The sequence below is a fragment of the Pseudoalteromonas sp. SR44-8 genome (assembly GCF_014163635.1).
GTDB classification, from domain to species: Bacteria; Pseudomonadota; Gammaproteobacteria; order Enterobacterales; family Alteromonadaceae; genus Pseudoalteromonas; species Pseudoalteromonas rhizosphaerae.
The window spans coordinates 41,874-67,078 of the sequence record NZ_JACJDS010000013.1 but is presented as its reverse complement, the minus strand read 5'-3'; the positions used below and the strand labels follow the sequence as shown (position 1 = coordinate 67,078).

The 25,205-nt window shown below is 40.9% G+C and carries 20 protein-coding genes; 15 read left to right on the top strand and 5 right to left on the bottom strand.

Going from position 1 to position 25,205, the window contains the following annotated elements; genetic code table 11:
- Positions 1-2: 2 nt before the first annotated feature.
- The 7 genes from H5183_RS08360 to H5183_RS08330 all read left to right on the top strand — a co-directional run bounded on the left by H5183_RS08360 (position 3) and on the right by H5183_RS08330 (position 6,247).
- Positions 3-215, top strand: a complete 213-nt coding sequence (locus H5183_RS08360; RefSeq protein WP_016707302.1) for a DUF1414 domain-containing protein — start codon at positions 3-5, stop codon at positions 213-215.
- Positions 216-220: 5 nt separating this feature from the next.
- Complete coding sequence (locus tag H5183_RS08355; RefSeq protein WP_182731425.1) at positions 221-1,717, top strand: DUF3413 domain-containing protein; 1,497 nt, start codon at positions 221-223, stop codon at positions 1,715-1,717.
- Positions 1,718-1,793: 76 nt separating this feature from the next.
- Positions 1,794-2,270: a DUF4124 domain-containing protein gene (locus H5183_RS08350; RefSeq protein WP_145233567.1), complete on the top strand. Its 477-nt coding sequence runs from the start codon at positions 1,794-1,796 to the stop codon at positions 2,268-2,270.
- 82 nt (positions 2,271-2,352) lie between these two features.
- The gene (gene aceK, locus H5183_RS08345; RefSeq protein WP_145233564.1) at positions 2,353-4,071 is read left to right on the top strand and encodes a bifunctional isocitrate dehydrogenase kinase/phosphatase; all 1,719 of its coding nucleotides are present in this window, start codon (positions 2,353-2,355) and stop codon (positions 4,069-4,071) included.
- A gap of 15 nt (positions 4,072-4,086) precedes the next feature.
- Positions 4,087-5,025 carry a LysR family transcriptional regulator gene (locus tag H5183_RS08340; protein ID WP_145233562.1) on the top strand — a complete coding sequence of 313 codons (939 nt, stop codon included), beginning with the start codon at positions 4,087-4,089 and terminating at the stop codon, positions 5,023-5,025.
- A 167-nt stretch (positions 5,026-5,192) separates the two neighbouring features.
- Positions 5,193-5,636 carry a PA2169 family four-helix-bundle protein gene (locus H5183_RS08335; protein WP_182731424.1) on the top strand — a complete coding sequence of 148 codons (444 nt, stop codon included), beginning with the start codon at positions 5,193-5,195 and terminating at the stop codon, positions 5,634-5,636.
- Positions 5,637-5,851: 215 nt separating this feature from the next.
- Positions 5,852-6,247, top strand: a complete 396-nt coding sequence (locus tag H5183_RS08330; protein ID WP_182731423.1) for a biopolymer transporter ExbD — start codon at positions 5,852-5,854, stop codon at positions 6,245-6,247.
- A gap of 56 nt (positions 6,248-6,303) precedes the next feature.
- Here the strand turns inward: H5183_RS08330 and H5183_RS08325 are convergent, their stop codons facing one another.
- From H5183_RS08325 to H5183_RS08315, 3 genes are read right to left on the bottom strand one after another with little or no spacing between them, the layout of a single operon-like run.
- Entirely contained in the window at positions 6,304-9,303 is a 3,000-nt protein-coding gene (locus H5183_RS08325; RefSeq protein ID WP_404936101.1) for a TonB-dependent receptor plug domain-containing protein, read from the bottom strand.
- A gap of 41 nt (positions 9,304-9,344) precedes the next feature.
- Positions 9,345-10,421 (bottom strand): FecR family protein, encoded by a 1,077-nt coding sequence (locus H5183_RS08320; RefSeq protein ID WP_145233555.1) that lies wholly within the window; start codon positions 10,419-10,421, stop codon positions 9,345-9,347.
- Complete coding sequence (locus H5183_RS08315; protein WP_145233553.1) at positions 10,418-10,975, bottom strand: RNA polymerase sigma factor; 558 nt, start codon at positions 10,973-10,975, stop codon at positions 10,418-10,420. Before H5183_RS08315 ends, H5183_RS08320 begins: the two co-directional genes overlap by 4 nt.
- Before the next feature lie 384 nt (positions 10,976-11,359).
- On the opposite strand from H5183_RS08315, the gene H5183_RS08310 reads away from it, so the two are divergent.
- The 8 genes from H5183_RS08310 (at position 11,360) to H5183_RS08275 (ending at position 23,157) form a co-directional block, all read left to right on the top strand.
- Positions 11,360-12,556, top strand: coding sequence for an efflux RND transporter periplasmic adaptor subunit (locus tag H5183_RS08310; protein WP_182731422.1), 1,197 nt, complete (start codon positions 11,360-11,362; stop codon positions 12,554-12,556).
- A gap of 14 nt (positions 12,557-12,570) precedes the next feature.
- Complete coding sequence (locus tag H5183_RS08305; RefSeq protein ID WP_182731421.1) at positions 12,571-15,744, top strand: efflux RND transporter permease subunit; 3,174 nt, start codon at positions 12,571-12,573, stop codon at positions 15,742-15,744.
- Positions 15,745-15,867: 123 nt separating this feature from the next.
- A complete protein-coding gene (locus H5183_RS08300; RefSeq protein WP_145234077.1) occupies positions 15,868-16,500 on the top strand; it encodes a PilZ domain-containing protein in 633 nt (210 codons plus the stop codon).
- An 87-nt stretch (positions 16,501-16,587) separates the two neighbouring features.
- The gene (locus H5183_RS08295; RefSeq protein WP_182731420.1) at positions 16,588-17,643 is read left to right on the top strand and encodes an agmatine/peptidylarginine deiminase; all 1,056 of its coding nucleotides are present in this window, start codon (positions 16,588-16,590) and stop codon (positions 17,641-17,643) included.
- On the top strand, positions 17,640-18,533 hold the full coding sequence (locus tag H5183_RS08290) for a carbon-nitrogen hydrolase (RefSeq protein ID WP_182731419.1): 894 nt from the start codon (positions 17,640-17,642) through the stop codon (positions 18,531-18,533). The genes H5183_RS08295 and H5183_RS08290 overlap by 4 nt, the downstream gene beginning before the upstream one ends.
- Positions 18,534-18,577: 44 nt before the next feature.
- Positions 18,578-22,051 (top strand): transcription-repair coupling factor, encoded by a 3,474-nt coding sequence (mfd, locus tag H5183_RS08285; protein ID WP_145233542.1) that lies wholly within the window; start codon positions 18,578-18,580, stop codon positions 22,049-22,051.
- Positions 22,051-22,887, top strand: a complete 837-nt coding sequence (locus H5183_RS08280) for a peptidoglycan binding protein CsiV (protein WP_145233539.1) — start codon at positions 22,051-22,053, stop codon at positions 22,885-22,887. Before mfd ends, H5183_RS08280 begins: the two co-directional genes overlap by 1 nt.
- 18 nt (positions 22,888-22,905) lie before the next feature.
- The gene (locus H5183_RS08275) at positions 22,906-23,157 is read left to right on the top strand and encodes a DUF3862 domain-containing protein (protein ID WP_145233537.1); all 252 of its coding nucleotides are present in this window, start codon (positions 22,906-22,908) and stop codon (positions 23,155-23,157) included.
- Positions 23,158-23,202: 45 nt separating this feature from the next.
- On the opposite strand, the gene H5183_RS08270 is transcribed toward H5183_RS08275, so the two are convergent.
- Positions 23,203-23,751: an HPP family protein gene (locus H5183_RS08270; RefSeq protein ID WP_145233523.1), complete on the bottom strand. Its 549-nt coding sequence runs from the start codon at positions 23,749-23,751 to the stop codon at positions 23,203-23,205.
- 70 nt (positions 23,752-23,821) lie between these two features.
- Positions 23,822-25,177, bottom strand: a complete 1,356-nt coding sequence (locus H5183_RS08265) for a hypothetical protein (protein WP_182731418.1) — start codon at positions 25,175-25,177, stop codon at positions 23,822-23,824.
- Positions 25,178-25,205: the final 28 nt, after the last annotated feature.

Below are 25,205 nucleotides of genomic sequence, written 5' to 3'. Positions count from 1 at the left end.
TGATGCCAATCTTATCAAAATATTCTAATGATGAAGTAGAACAAATCGTCGATCAGCTCATTGATGTGTTAACTAAGCACAATGCGCCGGTTGATTTAAGTCTTATGTGTTTAGGAAATTCTATCACGCATATCTTAAAAGAGCATGTACCAACAGGGAAAAGACAAGCGGTTGCAGACAATTTTGCCAAAGCACTTGCGCAATCGGTTAAATAGACTTTATGAATTTATCGCAGCACAATCAGTTTTCGTCTAAAGCGAGTCAATTATTAAGTTGGGGGCATTTGTTTACTTTTGCCAATATCGGCTTAGTGTTGCTCATAAGTTTAAGTTACTTATTTGCTGACTCTCCACCTACCAGCTTTATGGGTATTCTTTATATGCTAGTGACATGGCTTAGTCACACTAGTTTTATTACATTTATTGCCTTTGTACTGACGATATTTCCGCTAAGTTTAATATTTCCTTATCCACGTCATATCCGCGGTATGGCTGCAATACTTGCCACTTGTGGTGCATCACTACTGACGCTTGATGCCTATGTGTATTTTAACTTAGGCTACCATTTAAGTAGCTCTGCGTTACCTGAGATTATTACCTTATTGTGGCATCGTTTAACTAGCTCTCCAGCGCTGACAACCCTGCTCGCTGGGGGAATTGTAATGCTTATTTTTGCATTTCAGTTATTAGCAAGTAACTATACATGGCACCATTTAGCTCGCTTAAAACAATATAAATTTGCTCGCTACGCCGGCTCATTGTTATTGGTATGTTTTGCGATGAGCCACAGTATTCATATTTGGGCTGATGCAAATTTGAAGTTTGACATTACTAAGCAAGATAATGTTTTACCCTTGTCCTACCCAACGACAGCAAAAAGTTTATTGGCAAAAAATGATTTACTTGATATTGAAAGTTACGAGCAAGCACATAACGTAAAGGTTAATACACAAAATGTAGATTACACGGCTCCAACACCAATTGCTCGCTGTGAAGACTTTACTGCTGCGACAGTCGATATTTTAGTGTTTAGCTCTGCACCTGCGTTAACTAATTTTGCTAAACAGCACAAAAATTTAAATAAAACAGAGCAGTTTTTACAACCCGTTCACCATCAAGATGTACTATTTAGCTTGATTTACGGTTTACCTGCATACTACAAGCCAGCCTTAATGACAGAGCAAACATTGCCGGTGTGGCAAAGTAATCGTCGTAGTATTAGTGTCAGTGGCTTTGATGATTATAACTATATCAATAATACAACAGCGGGTGATGCAGCAATTCGTATCATTAAAGCCGATGAAAACACTGCGCTTCGAGAGGGAGTCAATCAAGTATTTGCATTTAGTTTAGCCGATGTTGATCACGGTATTGTGAGTGCTTCATCTTTATACAGCACGGATAGAAAAGTAACCCGCACTGAAGGCTTGATCCAGCCAAGCGATTTAATTGCCACAAGCGTTGGCCAATATTTAAATTGTGCTGATATCGCAAAGCAAAGCATGCTAGGCGTTAATCTGTATAACAAAAAAGGCGATATGGGCGTTAATTATTCGCAAGGCGTATTTATTGCCTATAAGAAAGACCGTATTACATTAATTGATTCTGATGGTAATTATAAAAATATCTCTGCTGCTCAAGGCTTTTCAATAGAGCAAGGTTTAGATATTCCGTTTTTAGCACAAAGCATTAAAAAGCTAAAAACCTTTACCGAATAACTGCCACTGGCAATTTACCCAAGTTAGGTTATAGTTTTTGTATATGATTATGCCCTAACTAGGGAAGGCTAGCGTAATGAAACTGTGTACTCTTTTCGTTATTTTTATTAGTTTGCTATTTGTTGCTGATCAGGCGGCTTCCGCAGATCAATATTACAAGTGCGTAACCGACAGAGGTACTACTTTTAGCCAATTTCCCTGTGGCGGGCAGGCAACGCAACATAAAATAGCAGTGTCGCCCAACGTCACTCCGGCCAATGTAAATCATGTCAAAGCGCTTAATTCTCTTGAGCGTGAACAAATTATTCGTAATCTCAACGCTGAGATACGCAGCGTTAAATATAAACTCGCCATTTTGAGTCGTGACCGTGATCGCGCTGAATACGAGCAACTGCAACGGCTTAATCGTTTAATGAGTGATGATGATAAAAAAAAGCTTAGTAAAGAGATAAAAAAGCAGCTAAAAGTGATCAATAAAACGTTTGCCAAAAACACCAAAACGACCAACAAACAGCTCTCTGCACTCGAAAAAAAACTGAAACGTTATGAATAAACTATTGGGTTTTACCAATATTTAGCATACTCTTAACATGTGTAGAGCATATACTCTACAGGTCATTTTGGAGTACCCGTTCATGCAACCACAAAACATTGCCGAGCTAATTTTAAATGGCTTTAAAAAGCATTATAAATTATTTCAGCAGATCACCGCACAAGCACCTCTGGCATTTGCAAATAAAAACTGGACAAAAATGCACGACATTAGTCGCTTGCGGATCACTTATTACGATGATCGGGTTAACGAAACCACCCAGCAACTACAAAATCAGCAATTAGCCAATCAACTGGATGAATCACTCTGGCTGCAAACAAAACAAATCTACCAGCACTTTTTAACGTTTCATCCACAAGCAGAATTAGCCGAAACATTTTATAACTCTGTGTTTTGCCGCTTATTTCATCGACGTTATTTTAATAATGATTTTATTTTTGTAAAAGCCACCTTAGCAGATGCCCCTGCGCTTCCTGTAGAAGCAGAATACCGCAGCTACTTTCCTGTTGTAGACGGCTTAAAGCCCACTATCCGTAAAATAATTAATCAATTTGATTTTAAAGCCGATTTTGTTAATTTAGAGCGCGATATACGACTTTTAGTAAAGGCGTTTTATAAACAAGCACCCGACACCCATCACCGTGCGTGGCAAATGCGCTTTGACATATTACAAACGCCGTTTTATCGCAACAAAGCAGCCTATATTGTCGGCCGTGTGGTATCACAAAGTGGTGTGCAGCCATTTATTATTGCGGTGTTACATCATCAAGAGCAAGGTCTGTATCTCGATGCTTTACTGACTAACTCATCGCAAATGCGGGTTATTTTTGGCTTTGCTCGCGCTTATTTTATGGTTGAAACCCACGCTCCTTCCGCATTAGTTCGGTTTTTAAACCAACTAATGCCCAACAAAACCTTAGCAGAGCTTTACAATGCCATTGGCTTTCATAAACAAGGTAAAACCGAGTTCTATCGCGAGTTTTTAACCCATTTACAACGCTCCAGTGATGATTTTGTGATTGCCCCTGGCACACCGGGCATGGTGATGATGGTATTTACCCTACCTTCATTTGATTATGTATTTAAAATAATTAAAGACAAATTTGGTGAAAGTAAACCATTTGGCCGCGATACCGTTCTCAAACGCTACCAATTAGTTAAAAGCCATGATCGGGTTGGTCGTATGGCAGATACCATAGAGTATTCTAACGTCGTATTCCCTGTTGCGCGTTTTAACGCTACATTGCTTGCACAGCTTAAACAAACTATTGGTTCATCAATGATCATCGAAGGCGACTTACTGATCATCAAACATATGTATATTGAGCGACGCATGACGCCACTGAATTTATATTTAGAAAAAGCTAATACTGAAGATGCCGCTGTTGCCATTGCAGAATATGGCCAAGCACTCAAGGAAATGATCGCCGTTAATATTTTCCCAGGCGATATGTTACTTAAAAACTTTGGTGTCAGTAAACACAAACGCATTATTTTTTATGATTATGATGAAGTGCAATATTTAACAGACATGAACTTTAGGGCATTGCCTAAAGCAAAAAGTTATGATGACTACTTAACCAATGAGCAAAGTTACTCTGTGGCACCACAAGATGTATTTCCAGAGCAGTTATGCACTTTTGTAATGCCAAACCCGCAATACAAAGCAGTTTTCAGCCAAACACATCCAGAACTATTAGACGTCGCATTTTGGCAGCAAGCGCAACGAAATATAAAAGCAGGGGTCGTTAGCCATATCTACCCTTATCCAGCAGCGCAGCGTTTTATCCATCAATGGTAGACGAAAGGACACACAATGAATATCAGTAAAATAGATTTAAACTTACTCGTTTATCTCGACACCTTATTACGCGAATGTAATGTTACTCGCGCCGCAAACCAGCTTAGCATTACACAGCCGGCAATGAGTAATGGTTTAAAACGTTTACGTAACCTGTTTAACGATCCGATCTTAGTACGCACCAGTGATGGTATGGTGCCCACTGAACGAGCTATTGAATTGCAGCCGGTGATCCGTGGCATCTTAATGACATTAGAAGAAACGCTTGCACCAAACCGTGAATTTGAGGCCAGCCAAAGCAAACGGGTATTTAGGATTATGGCCAGTGACTATGCTGCCAGCACCTTAGCACCTAAGCTACTGAGTAAATTACACGATGAAGCGCCGGATACCACACTCGATATTCTCACTCCAAGTGATGTTACTTTTCATGATGTAGAAAACGGTAAAGTTGATATGGCAATAAATCGTTTCGAAAACCTACCGCAGTCGTTTCATCACAAACGTATTTGGAAAGATAGCTTTTGTTGTTTAGTAAAAGCTGACAACCCGATCATTGAAAATTTTAGCCTCGATAGTTATTTAAAAGCTCGGCATATTTGGGTAAGTAAAACAGGTTTTGGTGTCGGGGTTGGTATGGATCCTAAAGACGTACAAAAACTTGGCTGGGTTGATGAAGCGCTCGCCCACTTTGGTAAACACCGAAATATTGCCACATTCACCCGTAATTACCACGTTGCAATACATCTAGCGAAAGAGAAGAACCTGATTGCGACACTCCCTTCAAAAGCCGCTAATATTTATTTAGATGATCCCGGTTTGCAAATTCTGGAGCCTCCCTTCCCTATACCACCATTTGAGTTAGATATGATTTGGAGCCCATTACTTCACAGAGATGCCAGTCATATTTGGTTACGCCAAAAAGTAGCCGAAGTTGCAGATGAATTAAAGTAACGCTCTTACAAAAGCCCTGTAAAATTTGCTTACTGGTATTTTCAAGTAAGCAAACATCAATTTAAAAGTATTAATAATCATGATGTTAAAATAATTTAAAAATGGAATGGCAATTGCTTTAAGTTACTTGAACTTTAATATTCATTTAACTTAAAGAGGTCAATATTATGAATGCCCAGCAAGGAAACGAAGTAAATCATATCACTGACATTATCCAAGTAATGAACAGCGGCATCGACTTTTATGAAAAGGCGCAGGAAAAAGTACAAGATCCAGCCATTGGTGCGCTATTTCAGCGTATGATAGACGCACGTAAAGTCAGCGTTGAAAACCTACAGCCTTACGCTATTAATCAGCAAGGTGAACGAGAAGATGGTTCGTCTTTTGCTGTTGAAGCTCGCCGAGCATATACCGCACTGATCACAAAATTTAGTGCCAACAACGATCAAATTTATCTCAAAGAGCTTGAAGAAGTGGAAGATAAAACACTTGAAGAAATTAAAGCTGCCATGAAAAAACCACAACCGCACGATTGTGAAGCCGCCCTCGCTAAAGTATTACTGACCATGCAAAGCTGTCATACGGAAATGAGCCGTATGCAGAAGCATTAACCACAATGCTTAAATGAAAGCCCAGCCACGCGCTGGGCTTTTTTATGCTCATAATTATAGTTAAATGATTTTTATAACAAAATAATGCAAATAATTAATAAAAATAGCATGTTTATTTAACCACAGCATGATTTTAATCGTCTAGGCTTATTAATAGGTACCTACTATCCCGCTGTGGCGCCGCAGCATTTTATCAAAAATAACAAGGTTCCATTATGAGAAATAAACAACATGTAAACCCACAAAACGCTGACGTTGATATGACGCCGATGCTTGATATTGTATTTATACTTTTAATATTTTTTATTGTTACAACTTCATTTGTAAAACCTGTGGCAATAGAGCTGCAACGGCCTGTAGATAAACCCAGTATTGATAAACAAACTAAAAGTGCTCATTTTAGTATTGACCAAAGCAATGCGGTGTATTTTGCGGGGCGATTAATTGACTTAAACCAAGTTACCACTAACCTTGCGATGTTTGCTGCGAAGTATAATATCGCCACAGTACAAATAGCCGCTGACGAAAACAGTACGCATCAAACTTTAATGACAGTAATGAATAATATCAAAGAGTATGATAACTACCACATCGCACTCACATCACACTAAAAGCAAAAAAAGGGCCAGACGGCCCTTCAAAACTAAATAACGTAGGAGAAGTTATTTTAGAATCGGTATTCAGCACCTACATAGTAGTAAGCACCGTTAAAACCAAATGGTGCTGAACGGCGTGAGTACTCAAATACACCGGTTGAACTGATAATAGTATTACCAGAAGCATCAACAATTGTGCCTGAGCGAGAATTACCTATGGTATTTTTATCAGGGTAAACGTCAAATAAATTGTTTGCACCAATATTTAGTGACAAGTTATCTGTGACAAAATAGTTTACTTTTACATCGGTAAGAATTTCAGCGCCGTAAGTCTGGCGACCGCCATCTTCAACCGTGTATTCGCCATAACGATTGAGCGATAAGTTTACCGTCCAATCTTCAAGGCGATATAATGCACTTAAGTTTACTCTGTCTTGTGGTTGCCATTCTTCGATGATTGAGGTTTCTTGCGAAGAAAATACATCTTCGACAGGGATCGTTTCCAAACCACTGCCCGCAGGAGTAAATAAATCAACCACATCGGTTTCAGTAAAGTTAGCCGCTAATGTAAAATCTAGGCTACCGCCTAAGCCTTCCGTGTTCCATGTCGCAACAAAATCCACACCTTGCGTTTCGGTATCTGCACCATTTAAGAAAAACTGCCCTGCACCTGCGCCAGAACTAACCAATGCAGCATCTAGCGTTGATGACAACCCTTTACCTAAACGGTTACTGATCACAATACGGTCGTCAATATCAATTGAATAATAATCAACGGTAACATTAATATTATCCGTCACGTTATACACAATACCTAAGCTCATGTTTTGTGACTTTTCTTCTTTAAGTTTTGGAATACCAATACTCTGTGCAAGCGTGCTGTCGTTTCTAAAAGTACCAACTTCTTCTGCAATTAGATCGCCATTAGGACCAACTACAAACTGGGTACTGATATTATTGAAATACAATTGCTGCATTGATGGTGCTCTAAAACCAGTACTCACCGCACCGCGCAGTGAAACGTCATCAGTCACCGACCAGTTACCCGCTAACTTAAAGTTAACCGTATCACCAAAGCCTTTGTAGTTATCGTAACGCAGTGCGCCAGAGATAATTACATCATCAATAATGTAAGTTTCAGCATCAAGGTAAAACGAAATCACATCACGTGATTCATCCACAGAAGATTCCGGCGATGAACCACCAAAACCTTGTGTACCACCTGCTGCATTTTCGCTGCCAATACCACCGCTCATACCATCGTAAATATTAACACCATTATTAGTATCATAATCACGGTAAGCGTATTCACTGCCTTCTAAAATACGATATTCATCGGTGCGAAGCTCGGCACCCATTGCCAGTGAAAAATTATCATAATCTTGTGTAAAATCAAGATTGATTGTTTGCAGTGATAACTCCATGCCATACGCATACGCTTGGCGAGGAATAGTGGCACGAATATCATCAGCACTTAAACCTTGATCATAACGTAACAAATTAGCGTATGAACCATTGATAGTGTCACTAGTGGTATAATCGATGCTGTTTTCACCATAGGTGTATGACAGGTCAAGACTAGAGCTATTATCAAACTCTTTTTTAAAGCCAAAGTTATACGAGATATCATCAATGGTGGTGTTGATCATTGGCAAAAAGCCCATCGGGATCACCGCATCACCATCTTGTAAAACTGGGTTGCCATCAGCATTGGCATTATGACGGAAGAACGCCGCTGATTCATTATCACGAGTTGAATAAGTAATAAAGCCATAGAGCTCACCACCAGCAAGTTCATAACCGGTATTCACCGTTAAAGCAAATTGTTGCGAGTCTGCATCACCAATTCTAAACGTATCACGTGGTGCAGTCAGCTCACGAGGATCGCCCGCTAACAGCGTGCCATCATCAAGCTCTGTGCAACCATAAAACTGGCAAGAGCCATGTAAACCGGCACGATTTGTAGGTGCACGGTCGCGGTAGTTGATAGTGGTATTTAAATAACCATCATCGCCTAAAGCAAAGCCTTTATTAAAATCAACCGTAACGGTTTCGCCATCACCTTCAGAATACTGGCCATAATTAACCGCGGCTTTACCGCCTTCATCAGCATCTTTTAATACGATGTTGATAACACCCGCAATCGCATCTGAACCATATTGCGCAGCCGCACCATCACGTAATACTTCGATACGTTTAATTGCAGCAGCTGGGATCGCATTCATATCTGTACCTGCGGTACCACGACCTACAGATGTATTAATATGGATAATGCTGGCTTGGTGACGACGTTTACCATTGATAAGTACTAATGTTTGATCTGGCCCTAAGCCACGTAAAGTAGCAGGTCGTAGTGCATCAGTACCGTCACTGATCGATGAACTTGAAAAGTTAAAAGACGGTGCGATAGCTTGTAACATACGGCCGACTTCTGTTTGTCCGGTATTTTCTAGCGCTTCAGCACTTAAAATATCAACAGGTACGGGTAAGTCTTCGACCGAACGCCCTGCTACACGGCTACCAACGATGGCGATTTTTTCAATATTTTCTTGAGCGGCTTGTTCTTGTGCATTAGCAACTTGGCTATTGGTTGCCATTAAAAGTGGTATTACAGCAGCACTGACCCCTGAAAGCTTTCTCATGTTGTTATCATTCCTATTGATTTGTTTGAGTTTTATACTCAGTAAACCATTTTGATCAACAACCGCATCGAGTTCAGTATTTTTCAGCATTGTACTAAGCGCTTCTAACTGAGTGTAATAACCATACACTGATTGAGCTTGGTATTGTTTTGCTAAATCAAACGAAAAAACCACGGTTTGTTCTGTTTGTTTTGCAAACTCTATCAATGCTTGATCTGCTCGCTGCGCTTTTATATCAAATTGTACCATCTGTGGATTTGCAGCCTCAGCCTGAACTTTTAGGCTAAATACTAAAGGTGCTAATACAATTAACCCACAAATTGGATACGTTTGGTTACTGCGCAACTTATACAAACAGTTGAGAAAGAATAATCCGCTATGCAATCCTATTTTTTTATTAATTATTTTTTTACTTTTTATATTTACCATTGTAACTTCTGACACTTTAAATCAAAGAGCAAGCATAAAGCTTAGCTGTGATCACCGTGTTTTAGGCTTACGATATGTTCACCTAAACGTTCATGCTCAATGGCTAAATTGATGCGCAGGCTATCAAGTAAACCGATAATATCACCGGCTTTAAACACCCCAGCCACTTTTAAAGAAGCTAATGCAGGATCAGCAAGTTCAAAACGCGTTGCGGTATAGCGACTCACTTCTTGCAGTGCTTCGCTTAACGACTCGCCATTAAAAATTAGCATACCTTGTTGCCATGCTAGATCCCGTTGTACATCATCTTGTGTTAACCGTTTGATTGGCTTGGTAATACTTTCTTTAATTAATGCTTTTTCGCCAGAGATAACAATACTAGCATTAATTTTTTTCACACTGTCTGTATCATTACTAGCACTTTGTAATTGTACAAAATCATCAGCATTTACGGCAACCGAAGGATCCGTGATCATCACTTTACCCTCAGTAACAACCAGCTCAAGATCCGATGCTGCATTACGTTGCACATTAAAAACAGTCCCCAGTGCGGTAAATGACTTATCGCCTGCCATCACCGTAAATGGACGTGCGGCATCTTTAGCAACATTAAAACGTCCTTCGCCTCGACTTAAAATCAGTTGTCGGCGGTTTTTTGTATACGCAACTTCTAATAAGCTATTGGTATTTAATTGCACAATCGTACTATCTGGTAGCACAAACGTTGCTTGCTCACCGACTTTAGTACGGTAAATTTTACTGTACTTGGCTTGTTCTTGTGGTGTTGTTGGCCACTGCTCAATACCAACAAATATAAAGCTGGCAACTAGCAATGCGGCAAAGACACTTGCCGCAATCGAAAAATTAATTTCTCTGCGGGCAGGCTTATTGATGCTGTTTTTATTGGGAAATAAGCTACTCAACTCATTTAATACGCTCAGTTCATCCCATAACTGGGCTAACTCAAATACCGCATCTTGATGGGCTTTATTTTGTTGCACCCAGTGCTGAAATTGCATACGTTCTTGCTTTGATAAGCCCCTATCCATAGCACTTATCCAACGACTGGCATCTGCTTGAATAGCATCTTTAGACGAAAATTGATGGATATTACTCATTTTCCCACCCTCCTGGCAGGTTCAATAGTGGCACTGCTGTGCTCACCTAACTGCTCATGTTGCTGCATGTAGCGCATAGATTGTAACAAACCTTTGGCAATATGTTTTTCAACCGTACTTTCACTTAACTTCATTTGCGCTGCGATTTCTTTTTGGCTCATGCCATATACTTTCTTTAAAATAAAACATTTTCGCACTGGCTGGCTTAGTTGCTCAGTAGCACGGCAAAACAATAAAAAGCGCTCTTTTGAGGTCACTTCATCCTCAAGCTGCATAGATCTCAACGACTGCTGATAATCATCAGAGGTATCTAATGAATCGCAATGCTGATTATCCCATTTAGCAATGTGGTTAAGCGCCAAATGCTTAGCAGTCTTTAGCATATAACTGCGTGTATATTTAATATCTTGTTTTAAATCAGCTTGATAGCTCTTAACAAAGGTTTCTTGTACTATATCTTCCACGTCATCTGGTTGAACAATGCGCGAAACAAAACGTCGCAACTGTGAAGACAGATCAATAAATGTTGTAGATAATGTCGGCTTGCGCGTCATTATTAACTTTACCCTTGCTATTATTATTACGCCTAGGGTACGAGTTTTAGCGCCAATTACAAGGCAATTTGTTAATTTTGTGGTTATTAAAGCTGTTTCGCTAACAAAGCACTTACAGCACTTCATAATTAAGCTATTGTCATACAAAGTAATGACTTCATTACTTTATAAACAGCTTTACAGAATATCTAAATTCTAAGGTATCAAACTACTTTGAGCTTTAAAAAATACTGAAAAATAAACACGAGCCTGTACCTGTAAAAATTTAGGGTATACACTCGTATTTAACTAAGCTATACGGATTAAGCACCACGTAAGCCATGCTTTTAGCTTATAAAACATTATAAATTATTCATACTTAACAATTGGAACTGTGGAGTAACCATGCGTCTGTCTTTCGCACTATCAAAATTATCTTTATTCTTATTTACTTCGGCTTCGCTGTTTCTACAAGGTTGTAGTGAAGCACCTAAAACTGAGCAAGCAGCAATGCATCCAGCAGCTGTGGCAACAACTATAGCAACCTATGAAAATGCCCCATTCACTATTGAACTACCGGCAACCTTATCAGGTTCTAAAGAAGTTCAAGTACGTGCCAGAGTAACGGGGATCCTAGAATCTCGTAACTTTGATGAAGGCCAGACAGTTAAGCAAGGTCAGTCACTTTTCACTATAGATTTAGCCCCTTACCAATTGGCGGTTGAAAGCGCGCAAGCTGCTCTTAATGGTGCAAAAGCATCTTTAGTGCAAGCCGAACGTGAAGTGAAACGATTAGCCAAACTACGTGCTGAGAAATCAGTCTCACAACGAGATTACGATAACGCCAGCTCCACCCAAGATATTGCTAACACGACGTTAGAGGCCGCGAAAGTTGCATTAAAAGAAGCCCAACTGAATTTACAATATGCGCAAGTAAAAGCGCCTGTCGCTGGAGTAATGGGCCGTGAATTTGTGTCGGTAGGCACTTTTGTATCAGGTCCCGATCTATTATTAACGCAAATTACCCAGTTTGACCCTATTCGTTTACGATTTGGTATTTCTGAGCGTGAACAATTACAAATGCGTCAAGATGTTGCAAATGGCTCTTTAACGCTGCCAGAAAAAGGTCAGTGGCACACGAGCATTAAATTGCAAGACGGTTCACTCTCCAATAAAAGTGGCAAAGTTAACTTCTCTGATGTACGTATTAATCCAAATACCGGCACCAGCGAACTACAAGCAATTATCCCCAACACTGATTTTGAACTTCGCCCAGGTCAATTTGTGCGAGTGATGTTAAGTGGTGCGGTACGCAAAAATGCATTTGTAATACCGCAACGTGCGGTACTTGATAATGGCACTGGTAAATTTGTTTATGTAGTCGCTAAAAATGAACAAGGCGGCACGATTGCGCGCCCAGCTCCCGTTGAAGTAGGTGAGTGGATCCAAAAGCCAGATAATCAAGGTGATAAAAACTTTTGGTTGATTAAATCAGGCATACAGCAAGGCGATGAAGTGATCATCGATGGTATGGCAAAGATTTTCTTCCCGGGCATGCCAGTGGCCGTTAACAATGCAACAAACAACGTAAGCGCAGAATAGGCGCAGGGAGTTTTATGTTTTCTCGTTATTTTATCGACAGACCTATTTTTGCGTTTGTGATCTCAATTGTTATTGTGCTGGCGGGCCTGGCTGCCATGCGCAGCTTGCCGATCGCACAATACCCTGAAATTGCCCCACCCGTTGTGCAAGTGACAGCAGCCTATCCGGGTGCGTCGGCTGAAGTACTCGAACAAACCGTAGCCGCGCCGATTGAAAATGCGATTACCGGTGTTGAAGGCATGATGTATATGTCTTCAACCTCGACAAGCTCTGGTGCAACAACCATTGAAATAACGTTTGAAATTGGCACCGATATTGACCAAGCAGCAGTTAACGTCAATAACCGTGTAAAGCAAGTTGAAGCTCGTTTACCTGAAGAAACACGGCGCCAAGGCGTGGTGGTGCAAAAAGGTTCATCGAGTTTTTTGCAAGTTCATGCGTTTTATTCACCGGACGGCACTCGTGATAGTCTATGGACTTCAAACTATGTCACCCTGAATATTTTAGACCGTATTAAACGTGTTCCTGGTACAACGAGCGTACAAATTTTTGGCGCGAAAGATTACGCCATGCGTATTTGGCTGCGCCCTGATGTAATGAGTCAGCTCGGTGTTACTGTTGAAGAAGTCGCAGGGGCAGTTCGCAGCCAAAACTCTCAATATGCAGCAGGTTCGATTGGTGCAACCCCCACTTCACAATCAGCGCAAGAGCTGGTTTACAGTGTTACCGCTCAAGGGCGTTTATCAGAGCCTGAACAATTTGAAGAAATCATTATTCGTTCAAACCTTGATGGCAGCAGCTTACGTTTAAAAGACATTGCCCGTGTTGAACTTGGTGCAAAAGATTATAACTTCAGAGGCACTATCAACGGCAAAGAAGCAGTACTATTAGGTATTTTCCTACAACCTGGTGCCAATGCACTTGATGTAGCAGCAGAAGTTAATGGCGTATTAGCAGAGTTAACTCAGCAATTTCCCACTGGACTTGCTCACTTAAATTCGTACGATACCACCCGTTTTGTTGAAGTCTCGATCCGCGAAGTAGTGAAAACACTACTTGAAGCAATGGTGCTGGTTTTCTTAGTGGTGTTCTTATTTTTACAAAATTGGCGCGCCACACTGATCCCAACTCTTGCCGTACCGGTGTCATTACTTGGTACGTTTGCTGGCATGTATATGCTTGGTTATTCTATTAACTCATTGACTTTATTTGGTATGGTACTGTCTATTGGTATCGTAGTGGATGACGCCATAGTGGTACTTGAAAACGTAGAGCGTATCATGCACGAAGAGCATGTGAGCGCCCATGAAGCCGCAATAAAAGCGATGAAAGAAGTATCAGGACCTGTTGTTGCTATTGTTCTAGTACTTTGCTCAGTGTTTGTGCCAATTGCATTTCTAGGTGGCTTAACTGGCGAACTATTCCGTCAGTTTGCGATCACCATTTCAATTGCTGTGAGCTTATCTGGCATAGTTGCACTAACAATGACCCCTGCTTTATGTGTGCTTATTTTAAAACAAGAGCATAAACAAACCGCAAGCTTCTTTTTATGGTTCAACCGTGTATTTACTAAAATAACCAGTAAGTATGTGGGTGCTGTTGGTTTTATGGTGCGCCGTGGCGCATTAGGTTTATTGCTGATGATTGGTATGGTGTCAATTACCATTGGCCTTTGGAAAAGCACTCCTGGTTCATTAGTGCCTGATGAAGACCAAGGCTACTATATTTCAGCTATTTTCTTACCTGATGGCTCATCCCTTGAGCGTACAGAAAAAGTAGTGGCTGAAGTTATTAGCGCCGTACAATCTAATCCTGCCAATGAAAATGTGGTGGCATTTACAGGCTTTGATTTTATTGGCGGCGGTTATAAAAACAGTGCAGCCACCTTATTTGTAACCCAAAAACATTGGGATGAACGAGAGATTGATACTAAAAGTTTGGTTAATGAGCTGTTTATGAAAACTGCGCATATCAACGAAGCACTTGTTTTAGCGTTTAACCCCCCTGCTATTTTTGGTTTAGGGAGCACTGGCGGATTTGAATTTTATATTCAAAACAAAGGCGCAGGTGGCCCAGAAAAACTGCAACAAGCCATGGGTTTAATGATGGCTGAAGCACAAAAAAGCCCTATTTTAAGTGGCCTACAAACGTTGTGGCGACCAAATGCACCGCAACTTAAAATTGATGTAGATCGTGAACAAGCCCGCGCAATGGGCATTGAAATTGACGATGCCTTTACAGCCCTTGCCGGCACACTGGGTACTTATTATGTGAACGACTTCAATAAGTTTGGCCGAGCTTGGCAAGTACTTATGTCAGCAGAAGCTGAATTTAGAATGAAGCCTGATGACATTGGACGAATTTATGTAAAAAACAGTCAAGGTACTATGGTCCCTATGTCTGCGTTTACTAATATTGAATATAGCCGCGGACCAGAAAATCTAAATCGTTATAATAACTTGCCTGCGGTAAAACTGCTCGGTAATGCTGCACCCGGTTACAGCTCTGGCCAAGCAATTGCTGAAGTTGAACGTATTGCAAAAGCAGTATTACCACCGGATATGACCTACGACTGGACCGGCTCTGCGTATCAAGAAAAACGCAGCTCAGGTACCACAGGAATTGCTTTAGGCCTTGCGGTGATCATGGTTTTCTTAATCCTTGCAGCACTATATGAGCGTTGGTCATTGCCACTCTCAGTGATGCTAGCATTGCCATTTGGAACCTTTGGCGCATTGGTATCAATCTGGTTAGTAGGCATGACTAACGATGTGTACTTCCAAATCGGCTTAGTGACCTTACTTGGTTTAGCCAGTAAAAATGCCATTTTGATTGTTGAATATGCATTGATGAAACATCAACAAGGTTGGAGCGCAAGCGCTGCAGCACTTGAAGCTGCCCGCCTTCGATTTAGACCCATCATCATGACTTCGATGGCCTTTATTTTAGGTGTAGTGCCATTAGTATTGAGCTCAGGCGCCGGTGCAGGTGCACGTCATAGCGTTGGTACTGGCGTTATGGGCGGCATGATGGCAGCAACCTTCCTTGCCGTGTTCTTTGTACCACTGTTCTTTTATTGGTTAACTGAGCGCAAACTTACTGAAAAACGCTCGCGAGCAGATTTATCCGATGAAATTGCAAGCCACCACAAGCGTGAACATGTCGACACCCAAGAGGGTAATTTATGATTTAAGCTCAGCTACAAAAATATAAGGGCAAACAGTGGTTTGCCCTTTTTTATGGTAATTTGATAACTAGCAATTTTATACTGTCGGCGCTACTATTAAACTATTGCGTCGAGGAGCCTTATGATGAATAGTGAAAAATTAACCGAGTTTGAGCAGTACTTTCAGATTGATGAAAGTAATCGAGTAAATTTATTTGCTGTTGACGATAGCAAAGTGCCTACTACCTTAGCGCAACTAGAAGCAGATATCCCACCGTTATTTAAATTGGCCAATGAGGTTAGTGAATTAGAGCAAAGCTCGTTAAGACCATTGCGTAGCCTTGGTGATTTGGCACAAGAGCTTGCCGTATTTTTACAAGCACAATCGCGTAAAATCGACTTGATCATGAGCCATATATTGGCCTCAGAGCAGCCCGAAGATAACGCCATTTATTGTGATAGCTACGGCGGTGGCGGTGTCAAACTAACCGATACAAAAGTCTACTCTATTGGCCAAGCATTTCGCACTAAATTATTTTTACAGCATGAAGCCTCTGCTATTTATTGTTACACCGAGGTAGTTGCAGTTAATAAGATTGACGATGAATACTACCAATACACCCTACTTTTTAAAGCCATCCGCGATACTGATCAAGAACTTGTGGTACGTGCTAGTTTACATGCACAAACCAGACAACTGAAAAAGCGTCAGCTGCTGCAACATGAAAGCGACAACTTTGATACCCAAGACACAACAGAGCCAACAAAACCAGAATAATATAGCTACTAGCAACCCTCATTTTGAAGTGGCTTGGCTATAGTTGAAATGCTAAACTAATAGCACCTTTGTTTGTTTATTAAATTCATGAACTTTAGACTTTTACCCGAATGGGCTGAGCAAGACGCCGTTATGCTCACTTGGCCACACCAAGCCACTGATTGGTGCGACAATTTAACCGCTGTAGAGCCTGTATACGTGCAATTATGTCAGCATATTTGTAATGCAGAGCAATTAGTGATCATCGCTCATGATGAAGCCTTAAAAACACACATTAGCCAATTATTGCGCAACAACGCTGTTGATTTGAGCCGCGTGCATTTTGTTGTTACTCCCTGTAACGATACGTGGGCACGTGATCATGGCCCATTAACCTGCGCCGCAGTTGCTGATAATAGCCAACTAAAAATTGTTGATTTTATCTTTAATGGCTGGGGTAATAAATTTACCAGTGAATTAGATAATAAAATTAATGCGGTACTAGTTAAACAACTTGCCGATACGCGCAATCAATACCAAGCGCTTGATTTGGTTCTTGAAGGTGGCGGTGTAGAGATTGATCAACACGGTGTACTATTGACCACCAGTGAATGTTTGCTTAATCCAAATCGTAATCCAGATCTAACCCAACAAGACATTGAACAGTGCTTGCGTGAACAACTTGGCGCCACCGACTTTTTATGGGTTGATCATGGCTATTTAGCTGGTGACGATACCGACAGTCATATCGACACTTTAGTGCGTTTTGCGCCCAATGATACCTTAGTGTATGTAAAGTGTGATGATAAAAATGACCAACACTTCAGCGCTCTTGATGCCATGGAAAAGCAGTTACAAGGTTTTAAAACAACAACAGGTAAACCTTATACCTTAATTGATTTACCATGGCCAAAAGCCGTATTTAATGATGATGGCGACAGGTTACCTGCCACCTACGCAAATTATTTAATCATTAATGGTGCTATACTTGTGCCTATTTATGCTGATGCCAATGACGAATTAGCCTTAGCACAAATTCAAACGGCCTACCCTGAGCATCAAATAATAGCCGTTAATTGCTTACCAATTATTCATCAATTTGGTAGTTTACACTGCATTACTATGCAATTACCCCGTGGATTTTTAGCTGGAGCATCATTATGAGCAGCCCTGCAAATTTAACCGTTGCCTTAGTGCAGCAAAGTAACAGTGATAATGCCGCACAAAACATGGCAAAATCAATTGCCGGTATTCGCGATGCCGTAAGCCAAGGCGCACAACTGGTGGTGTTACAAGAATTACATCGCAGTCTGTACTTTTGTCAAACCGAAGATGTTGATGTATTTGATTTGGCAGAGACTATTCCTGGCCCAAGTAGCGACACTTTAGCTGAGCTTGCAAAAGAATTAAGCATTGTTATTGTTGCCTCTTTATTTGAAAAACGTGCCACAGGGCTTTATCACAATACTGCGGTAGTGCTTGAAAAAGACGGCACAATTGCGGGTAAATACCGTAAAATGCATATCCCTGACGATCCAGGCTTTTACGAAAAGTTTTATTTCACTCCGGGTGATTTAGGTTTTGAACCAATTCAAACTTCTGTCGGCAAACTTGGTGTCTTAGTGTGTTGGGATCAATGGTTTCCAGAGGCTGCGCGTTTAATGGCAATGGCCGGTGCTGAACTATTAATTTACCCAACCGCAATTGGCTGGGATCCACGTGATGACGAAGGCGAGAAAACACGTCAAAAAGATGCGTGGGTAATATCGCAACGCGCACATGCGGTTGCCAATGGCGTACCCGTGATTAGTTGTAATCGTGTCGGTCATGAAAGTGATCCAAGTGGTCAAAGTGAAGGTATTCAATTTTGGGGTAACTCTTTTATAGCGGGTCCTCAAGGTGAACTGCTAGCAGAAGCCAACAACACTGATGAGCAACTGTTACTTGTTGAACTTGATCAAAAGCGTTCTGAAAATGTAAGACGCATTTGGCCGTACCTACGCGACCGTCGTATAGATCATTACCACGATTTAACCAAAATATATCGCGATTAAGAATAAATTAGCGCCTCAGTAGAGGCGCATTAAAGGAGTAGTAAATGGCGTTTGCGCAATGGGCAGCCTTGCCTTGGGTAAAATCTCAAAAAGATAAAATTCAATGGGGGCAACTCACTGGCAGTGGTTTAAGTATTGCCATTGCACAAGGGGTTAAACAACAAGATGGCTTAGTGCTTATTGTTACCCCTGATACACCCAGTGCACTGCGCCTTGAAACAGAGTTGGAGTGCTTGCTACCCGAGCATCCAGTAATGATATTCCCTGATTGGGAAACGTTGCCTTACGATCATTTCTCACCCCATCAAGATATAATTTCATCGCGCTTAGCCACCTTAAATACTTTAAAGAAAGAACAACAAAGTGTATTAATTGTGCCTGTGTCTACCTTGATGCTACGTACCGCCCCTGCTTCGTTTATTTATGGTTCAACCATTAATTTTAAAGTCGGTGATATTCTCGATACCCACAAACTTCGCAGTAACTTAGAGCAAGCAGGCTATTTGCATGTGCAACAAGTCATGGAGCATGGTGAATACGCCATTCGTGGCTCGATTGTTGATTTATATCCAATGGGCAGTCCGCATCCATTTAGACTCGATTTTCTTGATGACGAACTTGATACCATTCGTTTATTTGATGTTGAAAGCCAACGCTCGGATGAAAAAGTCGATAAAATTGAATTACTACCTGCTCATGAGTTCCCTACCAACGAAGCCGATATTGAACGATTTAGAATAAACTACCGTGAAAAATTTGGTGCCAGCTCATCGCAAGATTCCGTGTATATGCAAGTGACCAAAGGCAATTGGCCTGCTGGTATCGAATATTATATGCCGCTGTTTTTTGAGCAATTAGCCACTATCTTTGATTACCTGCCAGATACTGCAACAGTGATGCAACTAGGAGATTTAGAAGATGCTGCGGAGCATTTTTGGCATGATATTAATGTGCGTTATGAAAACCGTCGAGTCGATCCACTGCGCCCGTTACTTGAGCCAGTTGCACTTTATCAACCCATTAATGAACTGTTTGAAAATTTAGGCAACTTTGCTCGCATTCGGTTATCGCAAGCAAAACTCGCGACAAAAGCAGGCAATAAAAATCTAGTCACCAGCGAGTTACCCGCAATACGCATTGATCATAAACTACATGAACCCTATCAAGCATTTATAAATTATGTAGCAGCGCAAAAGAAACAAAAAGGCCGTATCTTACTGTCAGTAGAATCCGATGGTCGCCGTGAATCTCTGCTCGCTATACTTAAACCCAGCGGCTTAAAGTTTAAAGAGTTTTCATCATTCGATGAATTTGTAAATAGCAGTAGCGATGTTGGCTTAATTGTCAGCCCACTAGAACAAAGTGTAGTACTTGGTACAAAGCCCGCATTATCCATAGTTACTGAACAAGAATTACTTGGCATTAAAGTATCCCAGCGTCGCCGTCGTAAACATAAATACGAAGCTAGCCAAGATGCGCTCATCCGTAACTTAGCTGAACTTAAAGTTGGCCAACCGATTGTACACTTGGACCACGGTGTAGGCCGCTACCAAGGTCTGCAAACGATTGATGCGGCGGGACTGATCACTGAGTTTGTAACCATTACCTATGCCAATGAAGCAAAGTTGTATGTGCCAGTGTCAGCCCTGCATATGCTCAGTCGTTATTCTGGTGGCGAAGAAGCCAGTGCACCGCTGCATAAACTGGGATCTGATGCTTGGGAGAAAGCGAAAAAACGCGCGGCTGAAAAGGTACGTGATGTGGCCGCTGAATTACTCGATATTTACGCCCAGCGTCAAGCTAAAGCTGGTAATGCATTTGCCCTTGATGGTGCTGCTTATCGCGTATTTAGTGATGGGTTTCCATTTGAAGAAACTGACGATCAGCGTAACGCTATCGAAGCTGTGCTAGGTGATATGCAAAGTAAACAAGCAATGGATAGGTTAGTCTGTGGTGATGTAGGTTTTGGCAAAACTGAAGTTGCGATGCGCGCCGCCTTTGTTGCTGTAAACGACAATAAACAAGTAGCGGTTTTAGTACCAACTACCTTGCTTGCACAACAACACTTTGAAAACTTTAAAGATCGATTTGCCGACTTACCCATTGAAGTCGGTGTGCTGTCTCGCTTTAATTCGCCTAAAGAACAAAAAGACACCCTAGAAAAAATGGCTAAAGGTACCTTGGACATCGTCATTGGTACTCACAAATTGATCCAAGCCGATATTATATTTAAAGATCTTGGCTTGCTCATTGTCGATGAAGAACACCGGTTTGGGGTACGTCAAAAAGAGAAGATAAAATCACTGCGTGCCGATGTTGACATTTTAACACTCACTGCAACACCAATCCCACGTACATTAAATATGGCCATGAGTGGTATGCGTGATCTTTCAATCATCGCGACCCCTCCTGCAAAACGCTTAGCGGTTAAAACATTTGTTCGTCAACGCGATGCAGATTTGATCAGAGAGGCGGTATTGCGGGAAATAAAGCGCGGTGGCCAAGTATACTTTTTACATAATAACGTTGAAACTATTGACCGCGTGGCAGAAGAAATTAGTGAGTGGGTACCTGAGGCAAGCGTCGCTTCTGCCCATGGCCAAATGCGCGAACGTGATTTAGAACAACTGATGAGCGAATTTTACCACCAGAAATACAACGTACTTGTATGTACTACCATCATTGAAACGGGAATTGATATCCCCACAGCCAATACAATTATTATGGATAGAGCCGATAAACTAGGCTTAGCGCAGTTACATCAGTTACGGGGTCGAGTTGGTCGCAGCCATCATCAAGCTTATGCTTACTTATTAACGGGTAATCCTAAAGGGCTGTCGAAAGATGCTGTAAAACGCCTTGAAGCCATCGAGTCACTGGAAGATTTAGGTGCCGGTTTTGCACTCGCAACCCACGATTTAGAGATCCGTGGTGCTGGTGAGTTGCTTGGTGATGATCAATCAGGACAAATGCAAACCATCGGCTTTAGCTTATATATGGAAATGCTTGAGCAAGCTGTGAAATCTCTTCGTGAAGGCAAAGAGCCTACCCTTGATAACTTGCTACAACAACAAAGTGAAGTGGACTTAAAATTAGCCGCTTTACTCCCTGAAGATTATATTCACGATGTAAATGCGCGACTAGGTATTTACAAACGGGTTGCCAGCTGCGCTAACCTAGATGATATGGACGAATTACAAGTTGAGCTGATTGATCGCTTCGGTCTGCTGCCTGATGCAACTAAAAACCTATTTAGTTTGCAGCAACTGAAACTCAAAGCCAGCGAATTAGGCATCAAAAAAATTGAAGCAAATCCAAAAGGTGGCTATTTTGAGTTTAGTCAACATACTAAGGTTAACCCTAGCTTCATTATAGGTTTGATACAAAGTGCACCTAAGGTGTATAAAATGGATGGTGCAAATAAGTTGCGCTTTGCGATCAATGAAGCGAATGCCCGCGAACGCTTAAAAATGGTCACTGCAATGATTGCGGATTTCGAAAAAAAGGTTAGCCATTAATGTTGCTTAAAAAATCTCTTATCCTACTATGCTGTGTATTTAGTAGCACAGCATTTGCAGAACGTTGGTTTGAAGTAGAAATACTGATATTCAAACAGCGCCCAGCCCCTTATTTGCAAGAAGACTTTAGCTTAGCTAAAGAACCAATTAACGCTAAACGTAGCATTGATTTACTGACACCACTTTATATTGAACAAGCTAAGCAGGAATGTATCAACGGCGACACTCGCTTTAATTCACAGTCGTTAACCGATTCTGTGATTGGTGTAAACCGCTCTAATTTGTGCGATAACAACATCGATTACCTGCGCAGTTATTCAGTGTTACCACTGAGCCCATTAGCGCCTGTTAAAGATGATATGGAGCAAACCTACTTACTTGCTCCCGAACAGCTACAATTTACATCACAGCAACAAGAACTACTGCGTAAAGGCCTCAAACCTATACTTCACACCGGGTGGCGTTTTGAAGGGGCGAGCCAATCTCGTTCTGAAAGTATTAAACTGTTTGGTGGTAAATTATTGCACGCACCTGTGATTGCGCAAACGCCACAGTATACAAATAATGACTTTATTAGTTTAGTCAGTCCTAATCAGTTCATAGCCCCTGCAATTGAGCAAAATGCAGATAAGTGGGAATTAGATGGCACTTTTAATATTTATTTGCGCCATTATTTATTTATTAATGCCAGCTTTGACGTAAATGAAATCCAAGTAACTGGTGAAATCCAACACGCTCGGTTCTCACAATTCAAACGTGTGATAAGTGGCGACATTCATTATTTTGATCATCCAAAAATGGGCATGATTGTACAAATTAGAAAATTTAACCACTAAATAAAGGAAGATGACCGAATGAAAAAACTTTTAATTATTGCTGCAACATTAAGCCTAGCAGCTTGCTCAAAAGTAAACTTAGATAATTACGAGAAAATCGAAATTGGCATGGACAAAACTGCAGTAGAAGCAATTTTAGGAAGCGCTGATAATTGTGTAGAAAAAACCCTACACACAAATTGCACATGGGGCGATGACAGTAAAAACATTGAAATAACCTTGGTATCAAACAAAGTATCTTTGTATAGTAAAACTGGTTTAGAAAAATAAACCATTGCAGTAGGTAGTAACGATGTTGCCACCTACTGACAGTTATTACCACCAATAGACAGGATAATGACGCTTAGGGTTACGTGATAAATTATTAACTAGCAACCCAACTAACAGCATAATTGTCGTACCAAACAATACAGGGCTTACGACATAGTAATAACCTAGCTGTTGTATACCGCTACCACCAATAACCGCAATCAAAGCAGTAGCGCCACCCGGTGGATGCAAAGTACGCGTTAAGTGCATAACCGCAACTGATAGTGAAACAGCCAAAGCACTTGCCAACATTAAATCGGCAGTTAGCAGTTTTGCCACAGTAACACCCACCAACGCACTGAGAACATGACCGCCAATAAGATTACGCGGTTGAGAAAACTCTGCCAATGGCGCACCGTAAACAAGCACAGCAGTTGCACCTAAAGAACCAATTAAAAATAAATTAGTTAACGGATCAAACTGTAAGCTTTTGCCAATTATTGCAACTAAATAAATGCCTAAAAATGACCCAATTAAAGACCAGATGATTTTACTCATCGGTTTACGTGGTGGACATTGACTGGTTGCGGCCATCCTGGAAATCAGAAAGCGCATATCACTCCCCCTCAAGCTGTGTAAAAAGAGGGAGATAATACCTGATAGATAAGAAAATCGACGACAACATTTATTCCATTTCGCTATAAATCAGTTCAATGCTAACTATTTTACTTCTATTTAAGGTGATTTTATAACGCTGGTACTTTATCTCTTCGTCATTTTGATATGAAAGCACTACATTTAGTTGATAGCGCCGCTCCACACTTTGTTTAGATATTTTATTATTATCAAGATGATACAGTTTACCTTCGCCTTTTTTTAAGTTCCGCGCAAACGCCGCTAAACTAAACTGCAAGGTCTGTTGCAAGCTATCATAACCAGGTAAGAACTCTTTTGCATTAACCCGTATTTCACTGGCAAAGTGCAGCCATTGCGCTGCTTGTTTATTTTGTTGACGTCGTTTTGAAAATATTTTTCGTACATCCTCTGGAATATGTTTAAAGCGTGTATATTCAAGCCAGATGTATTGTGTAGCTATTTTATCTTTGGTAACACTATTTCGAAATTGAAATCGCCATTTTGGGCGCCCTTTCACAATAGCACGCCAAATAACTCGTGTTATGTCTTCTTTAAAAATTTCTCGCATCCCGTAAATAGCGCCCAAAATGATCACTAATGTTGCAGTCACTTCGGTAAATGAGATCCGCGCATTCAGAACCACAACCATAACAAGCGCCATTATAATCGCTGTAACGGTTCCTTTAACCAATCGTTTTAAATAACTATTAAGGTAACGAGTATTACGATTTAACACCACACCATGCTCAATCAAACGCTGTAAAAGACGCATCTTATTGGTGATCCGGTTTGCATCCTGAAGGGTTGATTCCGAGTTATATTGCAGCTCATGTCGATAATTTTGCTCTGCTTTACAAAAATTCATCAGATCATTACGCTCTTTCGCGTAATCACTGCTACGTGGCCCTTCGTCAAGTAATTTTAAAAACGACTGCTCAATATGCCAACTCAGATAGTTATCTGCATTGGTATAAAACGAGATCAGTTTTTCATCATCAGGTGTGTAACGCCTTAGCTTTTTAAGTAAGCTTTGACTTTGTTCACATAATTCAATAGCGCGCTGATAAAACTCATCAACTTCTTCAATCTTTAATGTATCTTTGATATCAGTATCAATCGCTAGGCGGACTTGATAACAATACAAATTGAGGTTTTGCCGATAGTCTTGTTGTTCACCTTTATTTTTACTAACAAAGCGACTGCGCACTAAAGGTAAATGGATATTATTGGCGTTATACGCTAAATACGATTTGAAGTGGTTATTAAAATACGATTCTTCTGTTAACGTTTGCGGATTGATGCCCATTTCATTCGGAATAGAAAAGTACATATCAATGCGCTGTTCAGAGCGCGGGCTCAATTCAGGTTCAATTATAAAGGATAAGTTTTCATCCTGTTTTAGCAATCAGCTCTCCTAATAAGTAAAAAGATGC

What these genes read in the sequence shown, in the direction of transcription:
- H5183_RS08320 (WP_145233555.1), bottom strand. Translation starts at nt 10,421, where the DNA reads ATGAGTAATATCCATCAATTTTCGTCTAAAGATGCTATTCAAGCAGAT.
- mfd (WP_145233542.1), top strand. Translation starts at nt 18,578, where the DNA reads ATGGCGTTTGCGCAATGGGCAGCCTTGCCTTGGGTAAAATCTCAAAAA.
- H5183_RS08310 (WP_182731422.1), top strand. Translation starts at nt 11,360, where the DNA reads ATGCGTCTGTCTTTCGCACTATCAAAATTATCTTTATTCTTATTTACT.
- H5183_RS08300 (WP_145234077.1), top strand. Translation starts at nt 15,868, where the DNA reads ATGAATAGTGAAAAATTAACCGAGTTTGAGCAGTACTTTCAGATTGAT.
- H5183_RS08330 (WP_182731423.1), top strand. Translation starts at nt 5,852, where the DNA reads ATGAGAAATAAACAACATGTAAACCCACAAAACGCTGACGTTGATATG.
- H5183_RS08315 (WP_145233553.1), bottom strand. Translation starts at nt 10,975, where the DNA reads ATGACGCGCAAGCCGACATTATCTACAACATTTATTGATCTGTCTTCA.
- H5183_RS08280 (WP_145233539.1), top strand. Translation starts at nt 22,051, where the DNA reads ATGTTGCTTAAAAAATCTCTTATCCTACTATGCTGTGTATTTAGTAGC.
- aceK (WP_145233564.1), top strand. Translation starts at nt 2,353, where the DNA reads ATGCAACCACAAAACATTGCCGAGCTAATTTTAAATGGCTTTAAAAAG.
- H5183_RS08305 (WP_182731421.1), top strand. Translation starts at nt 12,571, where the DNA reads ATGTTTTCTCGTTATTTTATCGACAGACCTATTTTTGCGTTTGTGATC.
- H5183_RS08360 (WP_016707302.1), top strand. Translation starts at nt 3, where the DNA reads ATGCCAATCTTATCAAAATATTCTAATGATGAAGTAGAACAAATCGTC.
- H5183_RS08355 (WP_182731425.1), top strand. Translation starts at nt 221, where the DNA reads ATGAATTTATCGCAGCACAATCAGTTTTCGTCTAAAGCGAGTCAATTA.
- H5183_RS08270 (WP_145233523.1), bottom strand. Translation starts at nt 23,751, where the DNA reads ATGCGCTTTCTGATTTCCAGGATGGCCGCAACCAGTCAATGTCCACCA.
- H5183_RS08340 (WP_145233562.1), top strand. Translation starts at nt 4,087, where the DNA reads ATGAATATCAGTAAAATAGATTTAAACTTACTCGTTTATCTCGACACC.
- H5183_RS08335 (WP_182731424.1), top strand. Translation starts at nt 5,193, where the DNA reads ATGAATGCCCAGCAAGGAAACGAAGTAAATCATATCACTGACATTATC.
- H5183_RS08295 (WP_182731420.1), top strand. Translation starts at nt 16,588, where the DNA reads ATGAACTTTAGACTTTTACCCGAATGGGCTGAGCAAGACGCCGTTATG.
- H5183_RS08350 (WP_145233567.1), top strand. Translation starts at nt 1,794, where the DNA reads ATGAAACTGTGTACTCTTTTCGTTATTTTTATTAGTTTGCTATTTGTT.
- H5183_RS08325 (WP_404936101.1), bottom strand. Translation starts at nt 9,303, where the DNA reads ATGGTAAATATAAAAAGTAAAAAAATAATTAATAAAAAAATAGGATTG.
- H5183_RS08290 (WP_182731419.1), top strand. Translation starts at nt 17,640, where the DNA reads ATGAGCAGCCCTGCAAATTTAACCGTTGCCTTAGTGCAGCAAAGTAAC.
- H5183_RS08275 (WP_145233537.1), top strand. Translation starts at nt 22,906, where the DNA reads ATGAAAAAACTTTTAATTATTGCTGCAACATTAAGCCTAGCAGCTTGC.